Source organism: Isoptericola halotolerans, assembly GCF_045689585.1.
Lineage (GTDB): Bacteria > Actinomycetota > Actinomycetes > Actinomycetales > Cellulomonadaceae > Isoptericola > Isoptericola halotolerans_B.
Genome location: NZ_CP140108.1, coordinates 966,582 through 984,136 on the forward strand (window position 1 = coordinate 966,582; position 17,555 = coordinate 984,136).

General features: G+C 73.5%; 15 protein-coding genes. 5 read left to right on the top strand and 10 right to left on the bottom strand.

The window, feature by feature from the left end; translation table 11 throughout:
* Window positions 1–43 precede the first annotated feature (43 nt).
* The 6 genes from UQW22_RS04560 to UQW22_RS04585 form a co-directional block, all read right to left on the bottom strand.
* Window positions 44–895, bottom strand: coding sequence for a metal ABC transporter permease (locus UQW22_RS04560; protein ID WP_407319695.1), 852 nt, complete (start codon window positions 893–895; stop codon window positions 44–46).
* Window positions 892–1,662 carry a metal ABC transporter ATP-binding protein gene (locus tag UQW22_RS04565; protein WP_407319696.1) on the bottom strand — a complete coding sequence of 257 codons (771 nt, stop codon included), beginning with the start codon at window positions 1,660–1,662 and terminating at the stop codon, window positions 892–894. Before UQW22_RS04565 ends, UQW22_RS04560 begins: the two co-directional genes overlap by 4 nt.
* Entirely contained in the window at window positions 1,659–2,600 is a 942-nt protein-coding gene (locus UQW22_RS04570; RefSeq protein WP_407319697.1) for a metal ABC transporter substrate-binding protein, read from the bottom strand. Before UQW22_RS04570 ends, UQW22_RS04565 begins: the two co-directional genes overlap by 4 nt.
* Before the next feature lie 61 nt (window positions 2,601–2,661).
* Window positions 2,662–4,500: a glutamine--fructose-6-phosphate transaminase (isomerizing) gene (gene glmS / locus UQW22_RS04575; protein WP_407319698.1), complete on the bottom strand. Its 1,839-nt coding sequence runs from the start codon at window positions 4,498–4,500 to the stop codon at window positions 2,662–2,664.
* A gap of 70 nt (window positions 4,501–4,570) precedes the next feature.
* Window positions 4,571–4,831: a hypothetical protein gene (locus UQW22_RS04580; RefSeq protein ID WP_407319699.1), complete on the bottom strand. Its 261-nt coding sequence runs from the start codon at window positions 4,829–4,831 to the stop codon at window positions 4,571–4,573.
* 176 nt (window positions 4,832–5,007) lie between these two features.
* Window positions 5,008–5,598, bottom strand: coding sequence for a TetR/AcrR family transcriptional regulator (locus tag UQW22_RS04585; RefSeq protein WP_407319700.1), 591 nt, complete (start codon window positions 5,596–5,598; stop codon window positions 5,008–5,010).
* Window positions 5,599–5,696: 98 nt separating this feature from the next.
* Between UQW22_RS04585 and UQW22_RS04590 the strand changes: the two genes are divergently transcribed.
* From UQW22_RS04590 to UQW22_RS04600, 3 genes are all read left to right on the top strand, one after another.
* Window positions 5,697–6,095 carry a DUF1304 domain-containing protein gene (locus tag UQW22_RS04590; RefSeq protein ID WP_407319701.1) on the top strand — a complete coding sequence of 133 codons (399 nt, stop codon included), beginning with the start codon at window positions 5,697–5,699 and terminating at the stop codon, window positions 6,093–6,095.
* A 41-nt stretch (window positions 6,096–6,136) separates the two neighbouring features.
* The gene (locus tag UQW22_RS04595) at window positions 6,137–7,153 is read left to right on the top strand and encodes an NADP-dependent oxidoreductase (protein ID WP_407319702.1); all 1,017 of its coding nucleotides are present in this window, start codon (window positions 6,137–6,139) and stop codon (window positions 7,151–7,153) included.
* Window positions 7,154–7,362: 209 nt separating this feature from the next.
* Window positions 7,363–8,931 carry a carboxylesterase/lipase family protein gene (locus UQW22_RS04600; protein ID WP_407319703.1) on the top strand — a complete coding sequence of 523 codons (1,569 nt, stop codon included), beginning with the start codon at window positions 7,363–7,365 and terminating at the stop codon, window positions 8,929–8,931.
* Here UQW22_RS04600 and uxuA read toward each other — a convergent pair.
* Complete coding sequence (gene uxuA / locus UQW22_RS04605) at window positions 8,876–10,063, bottom strand: mannonate dehydratase (protein ID WP_407319704.1); 1,188 nt, start codon at window positions 10,061–10,063, stop codon at window positions 8,876–8,878. The two genes, UQW22_RS04600 and uxuA, sit on opposite strands and share 56 nt — an antisense overlap.
* Before the next feature lie 104 nt (window positions 10,064–10,167).
* On the opposite strand from uxuA, the gene UQW22_RS04610 reads away from it, so the two are divergent.
* Together UQW22_RS04610 and UQW22_RS04615 are read left to right on the top strand one after the other, a co-directional pair.
* Window positions 10,168–13,875 (top strand): glycosyl hydrolase 115 family protein, encoded by a 3,708-nt coding sequence (locus tag UQW22_RS04610; protein ID WP_407319705.1) that lies wholly within the window; start codon window positions 10,168–10,170, stop codon window positions 13,873–13,875.
* Complete coding sequence (locus UQW22_RS04615; protein WP_407319706.1) at window positions 13,872–14,888, top strand: LacI family DNA-binding transcriptional regulator; 1,017 nt, start codon at window positions 13,872–13,874, stop codon at window positions 14,886–14,888. The genes UQW22_RS04610 and UQW22_RS04615 overlap by 4 nt, the downstream gene beginning before the upstream one ends.
* Window positions 14,889–14,935: 47 nt before the next feature.
* Here UQW22_RS04615 and UQW22_RS04620 read toward each other — a convergent pair whose 3' ends face one another.
* The 3 genes from UQW22_RS04620 to UQW22_RS04630 form a co-directional block, all read right to left on the bottom strand.
* Window positions 14,936–15,145, bottom strand: coding sequence for a DUF1214 domain-containing protein (locus tag UQW22_RS04620; RefSeq protein ID WP_407320723.1), 210 nt, complete (start codon window positions 15,143–15,145; stop codon window positions 14,936–14,938).
* Between the two features lie 13 nt (window positions 15,146–15,158).
* Window positions 15,159–15,827 (bottom strand): GAP family protein, encoded by a 669-nt coding sequence (locus UQW22_RS04625; RefSeq protein WP_407319707.1) that lies wholly within the window; start codon window positions 15,825–15,827, stop codon window positions 15,159–15,161.
* Window positions 15,828–15,980: 153 nt separating this feature from the next.
* The gene (locus UQW22_RS04630) at window positions 15,981–17,540 is read right to left on the bottom strand and encodes an L-lactate permease (RefSeq protein WP_407319708.1); all 1,560 of its coding nucleotides are present in this window, start codon (window positions 17,538–17,540) and stop codon (window positions 15,981–15,983) included.
* Window positions 17,541–17,555: the final 15 nt, after the last annotated feature.

Consider the following 17,555-nt stretch of genomic DNA (forward strand, 5'->3'; position numbering starts at 1 on the left):
CAGCCGGAGGTCCGCGCACTCCAGGCTTGTGCGAGCCGATCGGCTAGCGGACGCGGCGCCGGTGCCACCGCCGCAGCGGCCCGTACCGCGGGCTCGTCAGCAGCACGACGGCGAACACCGCGCCCTGCACCAGCACGACCAGGCCGCCCGACGCCGCGTCCAGCCAGTACGACAGGTAGATCCCGGTGATCGAGCACACGGCCGAGATCAGCGGCGCGAGCACGAGCATCCGGCCGAACCGGTCGGTGAGCAGCGACGCCGTCGCGCCCGGGATGATGAGCATGGCCACCACGAGGATCACGCCGACGACCTGCAGCGTCACCACGGCGGTGAGCGCGAGCACGCCGAGCAGCAGCGCGCTGAGCCACCGCGTGGACAGCCCGATCGCGTGGGCGTGCGTGGGGTCGAACGCGAACAGCACCAGGTCGCGCCGTTTCACGAGCAGCACGGCCGAGCCGACGACGGCGAGCACGGCCACCTGCACCAGCTCGGCCGAGGACACGCCCAGCACGTTGCCGAAGATGATGTGGCTCAGGTCGGTCTGGCTGGGCGTCACCGAGACGAGCACGAGCCCGAGGGCGAAGAGGGTGGTGAACACGATGCCGATCGCCGCGTCCTCCTTGACCCGCCCGGAGTCGCGCACGGCGCCGATCAGCACCACCGCCAGCCCGCCGAACACCAGCGCGCCGAGGGCGAACGGCGCCCCGACGACGTAGGCGAGCACCACGCCGGGGAGCACCGCGTGCGAGACGGCGTCGCCCATGAGCGACCAGCCGATGAGCACCAGCCAGCAGGACAGCAGCGCGGCCACGACGGCGGCGATCGTGGTGGTGACGAACGCGCGGACCATGAAGTCGTAGGACAGCGGCTCGAGGAGCAGATCCAGAGGGCTCATCCGGCGTCACCGCCGAGCAGGTCCGGATGCACGTCCAGGCGTGCGTCCGGGCCGACGTCGAGGCCGAAGGTGCGCGCCAGGTTGTCGGGCTGCAGCGCCTCGCCGACCGGGCCGTGGAAGAGGACCCGCCGCAGCAGCAGGACGGCCTCGTCGGCCAGCCGGGGCAGCGCGTGCAGGTCGTGCGAGGAGACCACGACGGTCCGGCCGTCGGCGGCGAGCTCGCGCAGCAGCCGCACCAGCGTCGACTCGGACCGCTTGTCCACCCCGGCGAACGGCTCGTCGAGCAGCAGGACCCGGGCGTCCTGCGCGATGCCGCGGGCGACAAAGGCGCGCTTGCGCTGCCCGCCGGAGAGCCGGCCGATCTGCCGGTCGGCCAGGTCGACGAGCCCGACGCGCTCCAGTGCCTCGCCGACGGCGGCCCGGTCCGCCGCGCGGGGGCGTCGCGTGATCCCGAGGTGCCCGTAGCGGCCGGTCATCACCACGTCGCGCACAGAGACCGGGAACCCCCAGTCGACCGCCTCGGCCTGCGGGACGTACCCGACCGCACCGCGGCGCCGGGCGCGGGCCGGGGTGCCGCCGTCGACCCGGACGCTGCCGTGCGTCACGTCGACCATGCCCATGACGGCCTTGAACAGCGTGGACTTGCCGGAACCGTTCATCCCTACGAGCCCGCACACCGTCCCCGCGCCGATGCGCAGGTCCACGCCGTCCAGGGCGAGCACGTCGCCGTACCGGACGGTGAGGGCGTCGACCTCGATCACGCTCACGAGCCGGACGCGTCCGTGGCCTGGCCGGTCAGCCCGGCGACGATCAGGTCCGCGTCGTGGCGGACCAGGTCGAGGTAGGTGGGCACCGGCCCGTCCGCCTCGGAGAGGGAGTCGACGTACAGCGTGCCGCCGAAGGTCGTCCCCGTGGCCTCGACGACCTGCTGCATCGCGGCGTCGGACACCGTGGACTCGCAGAACACGGCGGGCACGTCGTTCGCCTCGACGAACTCGATGACGTCGGCGACCTGCTGCGGGGTGGCCTGCTGCTCGGCGTTGACGGCCCACAGGTACTGCTCGGTCAGGCCGGCGTCACGGGCGAGGTAGGAGAACGCTCCCTCGCAGGTGACCAGGGCCCGCTGCTCGGCGGGCAGGGACTCGAGCTCGGCGACGAGCTCGTCCTGCACGGTCTGCAGCTCCGTGCGGTACGCCTCCGCGTTGGCTGCGAAGTCGTCCGCGTGCTCGGGCGCGAGCTCGGCGAACGCGTCGGCCATGTTGTCGACGTACGTCTGGACGTTGAGCGGGCTCATCCACGCGTGCGGGTTCGGCGTGCCGGCGTAGGCGTCCTCCGCGATGTCGAGCACCTCGACGCCGTCGGACACGACGACGTGCTCGGCGTCGACGTCCTGCACGAACTGGCCGAACCACGCCTCGAGATTGAGGCCGTTGTCGAGGATCAGGTCGGCGTCGGACGCCTTGCGGACGTCCCCCGGCGTGGGCTCGTACCCGTGGATCTCGGCGCCGACCTTGGTGATCGACTCGACCCGCAGGCGGTCGCCCGCGACGTTCTCGGCGATGTCGCCGAGCACGGTGAAGGTGGTCAGCACGACGGGGCGGTCGTCGGCGGGCACGCCCCCGGCCGAGGGCGTGCAGGCGGCGAGCACGCTCGCCCCCAGCAGCATCGCGGCTGATCCGGTGACCCGTGTCCAGAGTTTCGGCATACCGAAACTATAGTTCAGGACCGCGCCCCGTCGCGACCGGCGGGGCGCGGCGTCCCGCGCCTCACTCCACGGTGACGGACTTCGCGAGGTTGCGCGGGCGGTCGACGTCCTCACCCAGCGCCACCGCCGCGTGGTAGCCGAGGAGCTGGGTGGGGACGGTCAGGAGGATCGGGTCCAGCTCGACCTCGTTGCGCGGCACCTCGATGCGCGCGGTCGCCGCGGTGCCCAGCTCGACGCCCGGGTGGGTGATCGCGACCACGGCCCCACCGCGGGCGCGGATCTCCTGCGCCGCGGTGATGTTGCGCTCCACGAGGTCGTCGTCCGGGATGATCGCCACGGACGGCAGCTCGGGGCTGATGAGGGCGAGCGGGCCGTGCTTGAGCTCGCTCGTCGGGTACGCCTCGGCGTGCCGGTAGGTGATCTCCTTGAACTTCTGGGCCCCCTCGCGCGCGACGGGGTAGCCGCGCACGCGACCCACGAAGAACAGGCTCGGAGCCGTCGAGAGCTCCTGCGCGGCAGCGGCGAGCTCCTCCTCGCCTGCCAGGATCTCGGCGATCTGGCCGGGGATCGCCCGCAACCCGGCGATGATGCGCCGGCCGTCGGCGAACGACAGGTCGTGCACCCGCCCGAGCGTGAGCGCCAGCAGCGCGAAGCCGATGGACATGTGCGTCAGCGCCTTGGTGGAGGCGACCGCGACCTCGGGGCCCGCGTGCAGGTAGATCCCGCCGTCGACCTCCCGGGCGATGGACGAGCCCACGGCGTTGACGAGGCCGACGACGGTGCCGCCCTTGCGCTGCACCTCGCGGACGGCGAAGAGCGTGTCGGCGGTCTCGCCGGACTGGCTGACGACCACGTAGAGCGTGCTCGGCTCGATGATGGGGTTGCGGTACCGGAACTCGCTGGCGGGCTCGGCGTCGGCGGGGATGCGCGCCAGGTCCTCGATCATCGAGGCGCCGAGCTGACCGACGTAGTAGGCGGACCCGCAGCCGAGCACCTTGACGCGCTCGAAGCGGCGCAGGTCGCGCGGCTCAAGGTTGAGGCCGGCGAGCTTGGCGGTGCCGAAGCGGTCGTCGAGGCGGCCGGTGAGCATCCGCTCGACGGACTCCGGCTGCTCGTGGATCTCCTTGTGCATGAAGTGGTCGTGCCCGCCGAGCTCCAGCTCCTCGACCGTGAGGTCGATGGTGACGGCGGCCCGCGCCGTGCGCGCCTCGTCGTCGGTGAAGCTGTGGAAGCCACCCGCGGTGACGGTGGCGAAGTCGCCGTCGTCGAGCAGCACGACCTGGCTGGTGTGCCGCACGATCGCGGCGGGGTCCGAGGCGACGAACATCTCGCCGTCACCCACACCGAGCAGCAGCGGCGAGCCGTTGCGGGCCACGACCACCCGCTCGGGGGACTGGGTGTCCAGCACGGCCAGCGCGTAGGTCCCCACGATCTGCCCGACGGCGGCACGCACCGCGTCCTCCAGGGTCAGCCCGGTCGCGAGCTCGCGCGCCACGAGGTGGGCGACCACCTCGGTGTCCGTGTCGGAGGTCAGCTCGACGCCGTCGTCGGCCAGCCGGCTGCGCAGCGTCGCGAAGTTGTCGATGATGCCGTTGTGGACCACGTGCACGCGGCCGTCGGCGGAGGTGTGCGGGTGGGCGTTGCGCTCGCTCGGCTCGCCGTGGGTGGCCCACCGGGTGTGGCCGATGCCGGTGGTGCCGGCCAGGCGCGCGGGCAGGGCGGCCTCGAGGTCGCGGACACGGCCCTGGGCGCGGACGACGCGCGAGGGGTGCGCCGTCGAGCGCGGGTTGAGCACGGCGATCCCGGCCGAGTCGTAGCCGCGGTACTCCAGACGCGTCAGGCCCTCGACGAGGACGGGTGCTGCCTGCTGGGGGCCGACGTAGCCGACGATTCCGCACATGTGCTGGGTGCTCCTGGCTGAGAGAGGGATGAGAGGGACGGAGGAGTGGCTGCGGGCGAGCGCCTGCTGCCTATCCGTAGACGAGCCGGCGGACCTGGCGCTCGGTGAGGTCCGGCGCCGCCACGACGCGCTCGCGCAGCTCCGCGGCGATGCGCGCGTAGATCTCGGCGTTGCGGTGGCCCGCTGCCTGCAAGGCCGCGTGCCGGCGTCGGACGACGTCCTCCACCGGTTCGGCGTACCAGGCGATGACGTCGTCGACCACGCGCGCGGCCTCGGACGGGCTCAGGCCCGTCGTCAGGGCCACGCGGGAGACGAGGTCGGCATCGGTCACCGGTTCATCATGCGCTCCTCGAGCACGAGTGTCCAGAATCTGCCCGAATTCGGGCAGAGAATGCCCCGTCTACTGCTCGCGGGGTCCGCTCAGCCAGGGGCACCCGCCACGAGCGTCTCTGTTCGTCAGGAATCCGGTGCTGATTCCTGACGAACAGGGACGCTCGTGGATCTTGCTCAGGCGCCCGTGTCGGCCTCGAGCAGCGCCAGCGCGCTGTCCAGCGAGCCGGTCGCACCGTCCGGGTCGACACGGACGAGCGCGAAGGCGCTGACCACCAGCGAGGTGCACAGGTCCGCCAGCCGGTCGCGCTCGGCACGGTCGCGCTCCGGGTACCGGGCGTCGACGCCGCGGCCCAGCGCCGCGCGGAGCTCTGCCCGGTAGTCGGCCACGGTCCGGCGCACCGCCTCGTCCCGGGAGATCGGCGCGCCGGAGGTGTTGACGAGCAGGCAGCCGCTGTCCGCCTGGATCTCGCCGGTGCGTGCGAGCGCGTCACGCAGCCCCGTGAAGTAGTCCACGACGGCGTCCGGGGCGACCGGGTCGGCGAGCAGCGGCCGCAGCCGGGGCCGGACGACGTCGTCGAGGTAGGTCTGCACGGCCGCGTCGAAGAGCCCTCGCTTGGACCCGAACGCATGGTAGATGCTCGACCGGTTCAGCCCGGTCGCCTCCTCGAGCGCCGGGACGGACGCCGCCTCGAAGCCGGAGCGCCAGAACACGCCGAGCGCTGCCCGCACCACGCGATCGGTCTCGAACGCCTGCACCCTGCCCATCGCGCGCCTCCGGTTGTTGGAACGATCGTTGCAGTATAGATTGTGAACCGATCGTTTCAGAAGTCGTCCCGCCGCACCACCCGAGCAGGGAGCACCCGATGACCGTCGCCGGACTCGTCCTGGCAGCGCTGGCCGCAGCCCTCCACGTCTACATCTTCTGGCTGGAGTCGGTCGTCTGGACCACGCGTGCGCGCGCCGTGTTCGGCACCACCGAGCAGGAGGCCGCCGCGACCCGCGAGCTGGCCTTCAACCAGGGCTTCTACAACCTCTTCCTCGCGGTCGTCACGGCCGTCGGCATCGTGCTGGCCGCGGCCGGCACCGAAGGCTCGGGGCTCGACGCCGCCGGCACGGCCCTCACGCTCGCCGGCACGGGTTCGATGGCGGCCGCCGCCCTGGTGCTGCTCCTGTCGTCGCCCGGCAAGCGCGGCGCGGCGCTGAAGCAGGGCGTCGTGCCGCTGCTCGCCGTCGTCGCGCTCGCGACGGGCCTCCTCCTCTGAGACGTTCGTCCCACCCGACCTCGAAGCAAGGCAGGTTCACCATGTCCGACGTCACGTCCACCCAGGTCCAGCTCGCCGCCCGTCCCACCGGCTGGCCCACCGAGGACACCTTCCGCACCGTCCAGGTGACCTACGGCGACCTCGAGCCCGGCCAGGTGCGCGTCGTCAACGAGTTCGTCTCCGTCGACCCGTACATGCGGGGCCGCATGAACGACGCCAAGAGCTACGTCCCGCCCTTCGCGCTCGGCGAGACCATGACCGGCGCGGCCGTCGGCCGGGTCGTCGAGTCCACGTCCGACGACGTCCCGGTCGGCGCGGCGGTCCAGCACCAGTACGGCTGGCGTGACGTCGTCCAGGAGGACGCCCGCGGCTTCCGGGTCGTCCCCGAGATCCCGGGGGCACCGCTGTCCCTCTACCTCGGCATCTTCGGCATGACCGGGCTCACCGCCTACGTCGGCCTCGCCGCCGTCGCGGGACTCCGCGAGGGCGACACCGTGTTCGTCTCCGGCGCGGCGGGGGCCGTGGGCACCGCCGTCGGACAGATCGCGCGCCTCCTCGGCGCGGGTCGCGTGGTCGGGTCCGCCGGATCGGCCGAGAAGGTCGAGCTGCTGACCGGCAAGTACGGGTACGACGCCGCGTTCAACTACAAGGACGCCCCGGTGCGGCGCCAGCTGCGCGAGGTCACCTCCGACGGCGTCGACGTGTTCTTCGACAACGTCGGCGGCGACCACCTGGAGGCGGCGCTGGACCGCATGAACACCGGTGGGCGCGTCGCCCTGTGCGGCGCGATCTCGCAGTACAACGACACCGAGCGCACGCCCGGGCCGGACAACCTGGCCAACATCGTCACGCGGAGCCTGACGCTCCAGGGCTTCACGCTGCCGAGCTACATGGACCACGCCCCCCGGTTCCAGGAACTCATGTCGGGCTGGTTCTCCGAGGGCAGGATCTCCTACGACGAGACCGTCGTCGACGGCATCGAGAACGCACCGCAGGCCTTCCTGGACATGATGCGCGGCGGCAACGTCGGCAAGATGGTGGTGCGCACGAACGCGTGACCAGGCGGTTCGACAAATACCCCCAGGGGTATTAACGTCGACCGCATGAGATCGTCATCGTGGGTGGGGTCGGCGGCGGCATGAGCGCCGCCGCCCGGGCACGGCGTCTCGACGAGGACGCCGAGATCATCGTCCTCGACCGGGGCGCGGAGGTGGAAGCCGACGGTCTCCGCATACGCTGACCTCGTCGGACGACGAGGGGGGCCTCCGTGGCGAGCACACATCCCGAGGTCGCCACGCGCGGCGGCCGCGTGCGTGGAACATGGCGGGGAGACACCGGCGCGCCGCTGGCCGAGTTCCTCGGCATCCCCTACGCCGCACCTCCGACGGGTGACCGTCGTCTCGCGGCACCCGTGCCGCACCCGGGGTGGGACGGTGTGCGCGACACGACCGCGTTCGGCCCGACGCCACAACGTGGGGACACCGGCATCACGCTCATCCCCGAACCGTCCGTCCCTGGCGACGCCACCCTGAACGTCAACGTCTTCACCCCGGACCCTGGCGTCGGCGCGCGCCTGCCCGTGCTCGTCTACGTCCACGGCGGCGGCTACACCTCGGGCTCGCCGGCGAGCCCCTGGTACGACGGCGCAGGGTTCGCGCGCGACGGCGTCGTCACCGTGACGCTGTCGTACCGGCTCGGCTTCGACGGCTTCGGATGGATCGACGGCGCTCCGTCGAACCGGGGCGTGCGCGACTGGATCCTCGCTCTGGAATGGGTGCAGCAGAACATCGCGGCGTTCGGTGGCGATCCGGACCGGGTGACGATCGCCGGCCAGTCGGCCGGCGGTGGTGCGGTGCTCACCTTGCTCGGGATGCCCGCGGCCCAGCACCTGTTCCGCGCCGCGTGGTGTCTGTCCAGCGCCCTCGCCGACGTCCCCGACGAGCGTGCCCGCGGGATCGCGCGGCGGCTGGCCGAGGCAGCGGGAGTCGCTCCGACGCTCGACGGGTTCCGGACCGTCCCGGAGGAGCGCCTCCGCGATCTGCAGGAGGCGGCGGGTCGGCCCACCGGGAGCGGGCTGCTCGTGCTAGCCCGCGAGGAGCTGAACCAGGGGGCGACGTTCGGTCCGGTGGTCGACGGTGACCTCGTCCCCCGGGCCACGCGCGCATCGCTCCGCGCCGGGGTCGGTGCCGACAAGCCGCTCGTGCTCGGTACGGCCGACGACGAGTTCTCGATGGTGCTCGACGGCAGCCGGCGGTTGCTCCGGTGGATCCCGCCGAGCCTCGCACTGACCCTGCTGAAGGTTCCCCGCGCCCGGCGGCGCGCCTACCTCGCCGCGAACGCCGCGCTGCGTGCACAGGGCACGACACGGCTCCTCGGCAGGTTCGTCACCGACATGGTGTTCCGGCGCGATGTGGTGCAGATCGCCCGGGCCCGCGGCGACGCGGCCGGCCCCGCACGGACCTGGGCCTACCGGTTCTCCTGGCCGTCCCCGACGCACGGCATCGCGCTGCACTGCCTCGACGTGCCGTTCTTCTTCGACGCCCTCGGAGCGCCAGGGGTCGACGCCATCGCCGGGGACGACCCCCCGCAGCACCTGGCCGACGACGTGCACGGCGCGGCGACGGCGTTCGTCCGCACGCTCGACCCCGGGTGGACCGCCTGGACCGACGCCCCGGGAACCGCGCGCGTCTGGGACACGACCAGCCCCGCCGAGCAGGCCGACGCGTACGCGGACGTGGAACCGCTGGTCCGCGCCTCCGGAACACCGCTCGGCGGCGAGGTCAGCGCTGCTGCCGCACCGCCAGCTCGACGCCGCGCAGCTCGGCCAGCCCCTTGAGCCGCCCGACCAGGGAATAGCCGGGCACGGCGGACGCGCGCTCGGAGGCCTGCTCGGCCAGCAGCAGATGACCGTGGTCCGGCCGCATCGGGATCCGGGCACCGCCGTGCTCCTCGCGACGCCGCTCCTCACGCACGAGCGCCTCGATCACACCGATCATGTCGACGTCACCGCCCAGGTGGTGCGCCTCGTGGAAGGTGCGCGGGTCGGCCTCGCGACGGGTGGAGCGCAGGTGCGCGAAGTGGATACGGGGGGCGAGCTCGTCCACCATCGCGACGAGGTCGTTCTCGGGCCGGACGCCGAAGGAGCCGGTGCAGAACGTGAGCCCGCTGGTCGTGCTGGGCACGGCGTCGAGCAGCCAGCGCGCGTCCGCGGCGGTGGACATGATCCGCGGCAGGCCGAGCACGGGGCGTGGCGGGTCGTCGGGGTGGATGCCGAGGCGCACGCCGCACTCCTCGGCGACGGGGACGATCGCCTCGAGGAACTCGACGAGCGCCGCGCGCAGGGACTCCTCGTCCACCTCGGCGTAGGCGGCGAGCTCGGCGCGCAGCCCGTCGAGCGTCCACGTCTCCTCGGAGCCCGGGAGCCCGGCGGAGACGGTCGCGACGAGCCGGTCGACCTCGGGAGGCGTCATGGCGTCGAGGTGCCGGCGCGCCCGCTCGACCTCGGCGTCCGTGTAGTCGTCCTCGGCCCCGTCCCGCTGGAGCAGGAACAGGTCGAACGCGGCGAAGGCGTCCTGGTCGAACCGCAGCGCCAGCGCGCCGTCGGGCAGCGGGTAGGCCAGGTCCGTGCGGACCCAGTCCAGGACCGGCATGAAGTTGTAGCAGACGACGTCGATGCCGCAGGCCGCCACGTTGCGCACGCTCTGGGCGTACGTCTCGAGCCACCGCTCGTAGCCCGGCGCGCGGCGCTTGACGTCGTCGTGCACGGGGATGCTCTCCACGACGGACCAGCGCAGTCCCGCGGCCTCGATCATCTCGCTGCGCTCGGCGATCGCCTCGACGGTCCACACCTCGCCGTTGGGGACGTCGTGCAGCGCCGTCACGACACCGGTCGCCCCGGTCTGGCGGACGTCCGCCAACGTGATCGGGTCGCGCGGCCCGAACCAGCGCCAGGTGTGCTCCATCGTCATCCTCCGCTTCGTCGCTGACGGCAAACGTTGTCACGGCGCCTGCTCCAGGTCAAACAGAGCAGCGCGTGCTGGACCGACAAACGTTTGCATCCTAGGGTCGTCACATGAGCTACGTCATCGACGACCGCGACGGCACCGTGCTGGCCGCGCCCGGCACCACGACGACGGTCGCCGTCGACCCGGACGAGCCCACCGCCGTGCTCCGCGCCGCCGGCCACCTCGTCGACGACCTCGGCCGCGTCTGCCCCGGGGCCACGGTGGAGCAGGGCGAGCACGCAGACGGCGCCACCGTCGTCGTCGGCACGCTCGGCACGAGCCGCCTGGTCGACGCCGCCGTCGCCGACGGTCGCCTCGACGTCGCCGCGCTCCTCGACGAGGACGGCACCCCGGCGTGGGAGGCGTTCCTCGTCCGGGCGGTCGGCGACCAGCTCTGGATCGTGGGCGCCGACCGGCGCGGCACCGTCTTCGGCGTCTACGACCTGTGCGAGCGCGCGGGCGTCTCCCCGTGGCACTGGTTCGCCGACGTGCCGGTCCGCGAGCGCGAGCACCTCACCGTCGCCCGGGACGCCGATCACGCCGACCGGCCGTCGGTGCGCTACCGCGGCATCTTCCTCAACGACGAGGAGGAGCTCGACGCCTGGGCACGGAAGCACACCCCCGACGGCACCATCGGCCCGACCCTCTACGCCCACGTGTTCGAGCTCGTCCTGCGCCTCAAGGGCAACTACCTGTGGCCCGCGATGCACGTCAACGCGTTCAACGCGGACCCGGAGAACGGCCGGCTCGCGCACGAGTCCGGCATCGTCATCGGCACCAGCCACTGTGACATGCTGCTGCGCTCCAACGAGCACGAGTGGGCTCCCTGGGCCGCCGAGCAGGCCCGGGCCGGCCAGCACGTCGAGTACGACTACTCGATCGAGGGCGCCAACCGCGACCTGCTGCGCCAGTACTGGCGGGAGAGCATCCAGCAGAACGCCGACTACGAGGTCGGCTGGACCGTCGGCATGCGCGGCATCCACGACACCGGGTTCGTCACCTCCCGGATCGACCAGGACGCCGACCTCTCGCCGGACGAGAAGCACCGCGCGCGCGTCACGCTCCTGAACCGGCTGATCGACGACCAGCGAGCGCTCCTGGCGGACGAGCTCGGTGCCGAGCGCGCCGCCGGCGAGCTGCAGTGCTTCGTCCCGTACAAGGAGGTGCTGCCGCTCTACGACGACGGCGTCGAGATCCCCGACGACGTCACGCTCATCTGGTCCGACGACAGCTTCGGGCACGTCCGCCGGTTCCCCGACGAGGACGAACGACGGCGGCGGGGCGGCCACGGGCTGTACTACCACTCGTCGTACTGGTCGCCCCCGGCGCGCAGCTACCTGTTCATCTCCTCGATGCCTCTCGCGCACATGAAGAACGAGCTGCGCACCGCCTGGGACCGGGGCATCCGCACCCTGTGGGTGGACAACGTCGGTGCCCTCAAGCCGCTCGAGCAGGACACCGAGTTCTTCCTCCGGTACGCGTGGGAGGTCGGCCGCGAGGAGGGGCCCGTGGAGAGCCGCGAGGAGGGGGGCACGCACCGGGCCCCAGCGACGACGTCCGACGTCTCGGCGTGGACCCGCGAGTGGCTCGACCGGTCGTTCTCCGGCGGCATCGGCGCGCGGATCGGGCCGGTCGTCGAGGAGTTCGCCCAGCTCACCGACGTGCGCAAGATCGAGCACCTGTCCGCCCGGGCCTTCTCGCAGACGGCGGACGGCGACGAGGCCGCCCGGCGGCTCGACCGCCTGCGGCACCTGGCCGAGGAGGTGTCGGCCGTCTGGGCCGGGCTGCCCGTGGCGGAGCGGGACGCGTTCCTCCAGCTCGTCGGCCTGCGGGTGCACGCCTCGTACCTGACCAACGCCCAGTTCGTGCACGCCGACCGCTCGGCGCTCGCCTACGCCCAGGGCAAGATGGCCGCCGCCGACCACCACCTCGCCCTGTCCCGGACGTTCGACGGGTACAGGCGCGCCATGATCCGCGCGTACAACACCGTCATGTCCGGCGGGAAGTGGGACGGGATCATGACGCCGGAGGACTTCCCGCCCCCGGCCACCGCACTGTTCCCGCCCGGCCGACCGGCCCTGCAGGTCGGTGAGCCGGGACTCGGCGTCGTCGTGTGGGGCGAGGAGCTGCCCGGCGACGCTCCCGCCCTCGGCTTCGCGGCCCACGGCACCCGGTCGAAGTGGATCGAGGTGTTCACCACCGGTGCCGGGCCCATCGAGGTCACCGTCGAGGCCGACCCGTGGATCGAGCTGGGCGCCTCGAGGGCCGCTCGGTTCACCGTCGACACCGAGCGCCGGATCCCCGTCCGCGTGCCGCAGGACGCCGCCGACCGGGCGGGCGAGATCGTGGTGCGCTGCGAGTCCGACGGCAGCACCGTCGTCGTCCCGGTGCGGACCCGCCGCCCCGCCGGCCCCGACGGCTCGGCACCCGAGGACGGGTGCGCTCTGGAGGCCGACGGCTACGTCTCGCTGCGGGCCGACTCCCCCGACGAGCGGCACGACACCGCGGAGAGCTCGTGGGTCGTGGTCCCCGGCCTCGGCCGCGGCGGCGGCGGCCTGCTCGAGGCGCACGGCCGGCCCGCGAGCGCCGACCCGGCTCGGCTGCCCGACGGCGGCACGGTGGGCTTCCGCGTGCACCTCGAGACCGCGGGCGCCCACCTGCTGGAGCTGTTCCGGTTCCCCGGCCTGGACTCCACCGGCCGCCTGCGCGTCGGGGTGTCCGTGGACGACCAGCCCGCGGTCGTGGTCGAGTCGCCCACCACGGACGAGCACCGCGGCGCGTGGGAGCGCGCCGTGGTGGAGAACGTCGAGCGGCTGACGCTCCGGCTGCCGTTCCTCACCGCCGGGGCGCACACCGTGCGCCTGCACGTCGTCGACGCGCGGTTCGCGCTGTCCTCCCTCGTGCTGTGGACCGGCGAACGTCGCAGCGGGGCACTGCCTCCGCCGTCGTCGGCGCGCGCCGGCCGGCCCGTGTCCTGGCCGGAGGACCCGGACCCGGCGGCGGTGGACCTGGACGCGCTGGAGCGGGTCGCGCGGAACCTCTACGGCGTGCTGCCCGACGAGGTCCCCCCGCACCAGGCGGTGTTCGTGCCGCGCGCGTACTGGTCGACCCCCACCACCTTCACGCGGAACGAGGTCGTGGCCCAGCCGCAGCTCGGCCCCGAACGGTACGGGCCCGCCCCGGACGGCACGAAGGACGTGCTCGCCCAGCTCTCGAGCGGCGTCGCGGTGGCCGACGGCGGCGTGCTCGCCCTGGAGGTGGAGCGCACGCTGCGCCAGGGACCCGGGGCGTGGACCACGCCGAGCACCGACGAGCCGGTGGTGGGCTGGACGCACACCCAGGCGGAGACCGACGGGCGCACGGGGCTCGCGATGCACGTCGACGCCCCCGGCCGCCGCTGGGACGACCCGCACCTCGCTCCCGGCCTGCACCTGCGCGTCCAGGTCCCCCGGCCCGCCAAATACGCCGTGTGGGTGCTGGTGAAGTTCGACGCCGACACCGACGACGCCCTGACCCTCGCGGTGGACGGTACTCCGCTGCCGCCCGAGGAGCAGTTCTGCGGCGGGGAGATGTTCAGCTTCGGGACCGCCCAGGCGTGGGTGTGGCACGAGCTCATGGATGTCGAGCTGACGGCCGGCCGGCACGTGCTCTCCGTGCTGGCCCGGAAGGCCGGGCTGCGGGTCGACCGGCTCTACCTCACGCTCGGCGACGAACGGCCGCCGGTCGACGCCCGGTGGGTCGAGTCGCGGTCCGTCGACCCGGCGGCCGGCTCATGACCCGCCGGGCCACGCTCGCCGACGTCGCCGAGCGTGCGGGAGTCTCGGTGTCCACGGCCTCCCGCGCCCTGCACCGTCCCGGGCGGGCGAGTCCCCCGACGACGACGCGCGTCCAGCAGGCCGCCGACGAGCTCGGGTACGTGCCCAGCGTCGCCGCCCGCCAGGTCCGCTCCGGCCACTCCGGCACGGTCGCGCTCGTCGTGCCCGACCTCACCAACCCGTTCTTCATGTCGCTCGTCCGCGGCTCGACGCGCCACCTGCGCGCCCACGACGTGGTGCAGGTGGTCGCCGACGTCGAGGAGGAGCCCCGGTCCGAGGAGCAGGTGCTGGAGGCGTTGGCGGGCCGGGTGGACGGCATCGTGCTCGCGGCGTCGCGCCTCGACCGCGCCGTGCTGGCCGGGTGGGCACGGCGGGTCCCGCTCGTGGTGATCAACCGGGAGGCGGCCGACGCCGCGGTCCCGGCCGTCACGACCGGCACCGAGGGGGTCGAGGCGGCGGTCGAGCACCTGGCACGGCACGGCCACCGGCACGTCGCCTACGCCGGCGGACCGTCGACCTCGTGGTCCGACGAACGGCGACGCCGCGCCGTCGTCGAGACCTGTGCACGCCTCGGTGTGCGGTTCAGCGACCTGGGCCACCACGCGCCGCGGCGCGACGCCGGCCCGGCCGCCGCGGACACCGCCCGGGGCGCGGGAGCCTCCGCCCTGCTCGCCTACAACGACCTCGTCGCGTTCGGCGCGCTGGACCGCCTCGCCGAGACCGGTGTGCGGGTACCCGGCGACCTGAGCCTCGTGGGGCACGACGACATCTTCGGCGCCGACCTCACCACGCCGGCGCTCACCACCGTCGCGGTGCCCGCCGAGGAGCTCGGTGCCCGGGCCGCCGCGCAGCTGCTGGGCATCCTCGACGGGACGGGCGGCGCCGACGAGACGGGCGTGCCGCCGTCGGACCAGGACGTCGCCCTGCCGACCCGGCTCGTCGTGCGCGGGTCGACCGGCCCGGCGCCCGGCTGAGGCCTGCGGACGAGGTCGCCCAGGGCCTGGGTCCGGCTGCTTGCATCTCACCGGGTGTCGGCGACGAGCGGGGGCGGCGCCCACGCCCCGCTGCACACCTCGGCACGGTGCAGGTAGCACCGCAGAATCGCGATGAAGCGCTCGCCGTCGCCGGTGGTGGGCAACCAGTTCTCCTCGGGCACGCCCTCGGGACGCTGCGTCGCGTACACGACGGTGAGGCCGCCGTCGTCGGGGACGACGGCGGTCCGGCGGTACAGAGCTGCACTGGCATCAGAGGGCCGAGATGCCGTCGCCGATCATCTTGGCGCCGAGGACGAGCAGCAGGACGGCCATGATCGTGGCGTTCTGCTGGATCATCCACGTCTTGAGCTCGTCGAGCAGCCGGGCGGCACGCTCGCCCGTCGACAGGTAGATGACGACGGGCGCCGCCACCCCGATGCTCGCCACGACGGCGAAGACGACCGACGCCACGAACTGCGCGCTCGTGTCACCCCCGGCCGCCGTGGCGATCGCGGTCCCGCCGGAGACCACCAGCAGGAGATTCTTCGGGTTGACGACACCGAGCAGGACGGCCAGCCCCAGAGCCTTGGCGGGGGTGAAGCCGTCGATGGCGGCCATCCAGGTCGGTGCGGTCGGCGCCTCCCCGGCGCGAGGCCGTCCCCGCCAGCTCTTCGCCGCCAGCAGCAGCAGGCCTGCACCGAGGACGATCTCGAGCCAGCTCGCCCACGCCGGCGCCTCGCCGGACTCCGGAGCCGCGCCGGCGAGCGTCGCGACGAGCGCGACGACGACCGCCAGCGCGACGAACCAACCGGTCAGGAAGGCGAACGCGTTGGCCCTGGCCCTCCCGCTCACCAGCATGAGCACGACCGCCACGATCGGCAGGGGGCTGATGAGCACACCCACCGCCACCGGGAGGGACTGACCGATCGCTGCACCCACGAGGCCTCCGTCCGTCGCCGGCCGGACGAGGCTCGGCGGGTGGGCCCCGGGTGGGGCCGACTTCCAGGCCCGACGGTAGCGGTCGCCGCACCGTGGTGCGCGGTGACGGAGGCATCGCGGGAGCGACGGCCGCGACCGCTGGCCCACCGCCCGTCAGACGACGATCCAGGCCATCGCGCCGATCAGTGCCAGGCAGACCGCCGCCACAGGCAGGGCCTGCCGGAGCACCTGGCCCTCGCGGCCGCCGAGACCCACGGTGGCCGCCGCCGCGACCACGTTGTGCGGGCAGACGATGTTGCCGATCGCGGCGCCGGCGCCCTGCGCGCCGAGCAGCGGCACGGGGTCGAGGTCCGCGGCGAGGGCGGTCTGGTCCTGGAACTCGGTGAACAGGATGTTCGACGCCGTGGCGGAGCCCGTCATGAAGGTGCCGAGCGCTCCCACGAAGGGGGACAGCACCGGCCACAGCACCCCGGCCCCGGCCGCAGCCGTCGCGAGCTGCGTGGTCATGCCCGCCTCGGACATGGTGAACGCCACCGTCACCATCGCCAGCAGCGCGACGAACACGGGCACCACCTGCAGCGTCGCCCGCCGGAAGGCGAGCCCCATGTCCGTGGCGGCCGCCCGCTGCCAGAGCGCCCCGGCGACGAACGACAGCGCCAGCAGCAGCCCCGGGTGGTAGAGCGGCTCGATGCTCTCGGAGAAGTGGCCGAAGACCTCCCACCGCCACACGACGGACCGGGCGGCCTCGCGCACGGGCACCACCAGCCGGGTGACGAGGACCAGCACGACGAGCACCAGGTAGGGCGCTGTCGCCGCCAGGAAGGTCATCGTCGGGGCCGACCGCACCGGCACCCCGACGGGCGCCGGGGTGGCCCCGCCCCCGGACGAGGCGCCGTCGTCCGCGGGCACCAGCGACCGGCGTCGGACCACGGCGCGCACCACCAGCACGAAGACGCCCGCGCCGACGATCGCCCCCACCAGCGACGGCAGCTCCGGCCCGACGAACCGGGCGATGAGGAGGTTGGGGACGAAGAAGGCGACGTACGCGACCGCCATCCACCGCCACGGCGGGCCTGCCGTGGGGACCAGGGTGCCGACCAGCCGCGCGACGACGAACGCCAGCACGAGCCCGCTCACGACCATGTAGGGCGCGACCGCCCACGCCAGCTCGCGCGCCGGGTAGTCGACGATCGCGAGCTGCGCGAGCGTGGGCGTCCCGACGGCCGCGAACGGCACCGCCGACGCGTGCCCCACCATGGCGCCGACGACGGCGGTCACCGGCCGGAAGCCCGCGGCGACAAGGAACGGCGCCGCCAGCGCGACCGGCGTGCCGAACCCCGCGGCGCCCTCGATGAGCAGGCAGAAGAACCAGACGATGAGCAGCGCCGCCACGCGCGGGTCCGGGGTGATGCGGGCGAGCCCGGCCTCCAGTGCCGACGTGGCACCGGTGCGCTGCTGCAGGTGGTGGATGCCGAGCGCCGGGCCGATGATCAGCATCACCGTCAGCGCCACCCAGGCGGCCCGGGCCAGGACGCCCACGACGCCCTCGACCGGGCCGAAGGCGACGTCGGCGCCGCCGAACCCGAAGGCGGTCAGCGCCAGCACCACCGTGCCGGCGGCCGCCGCCGCACCGGCAGCCGCAGCGGACCACCGGGCCGCCACCATCAGCACGAGGATCGCGACGATGGGCAGCGCCGCCAGCAGGGTCAGCACGGGGACGGCGTGCGC

Coding starts and splice junctions, on each gene's coding strand:
- UQW22_RS04560 (WP_407319695.1), bottom strand. CDS start 895: ATGAGCCCTCTGGATCTGCTCCTCGAGCCGCTGTCCTACGACTTCATG.
- UQW22_RS04570 (WP_407319697.1), bottom strand. CDS start 2,600: ATGCCGAAACTCTGGACACGGGTCACCGGATCAGCCGCGATGCTGCTG.
- glmS (WP_407319698.1), bottom strand. CDS start 4,500: ATGTGCGGAATCGTCGGCTACGTCGGCCCCCAGCAGGCAGCACCCGTC.
- UQW22_RS04585 (WP_407319700.1), bottom strand. CDS start 5,598: ATGGGCAGGGTGCAGGCGTTCGAGACCGATCGCGTGGTGCGGGCAGCG.
- UQW22_RS04590 (WP_407319701.1), top strand. CDS start 5,697: ATGACCGTCGCCGGACTCGTCCTGGCAGCGCTGGCCGCAGCCCTCCAC.
- UQW22_RS04595 (WP_407319702.1), top strand. CDS start 6,137: ATGTCCGACGTCACGTCCACCCAGGTCCAGCTCGCCGCCCGTCCCACC.
- uxuA (WP_407319704.1), bottom strand. CDS start 10,063: ATGACGATGGAGCACACCTGGCGCTGGTTCGGGCCGCGCGACCCGATC.
- UQW22_RS04610 (WP_407319705.1), top strand. CDS start 10,168: ATGAGCTACGTCATCGACGACCGCGACGGCACCGTGCTGGCCGCGCCC.
- UQW22_RS04615 (WP_407319706.1), top strand. CDS start 13,872: ATGACCCGCCGGGCCACGCTCGCCGACGTCGCCGAGCGTGCGGGAGTC.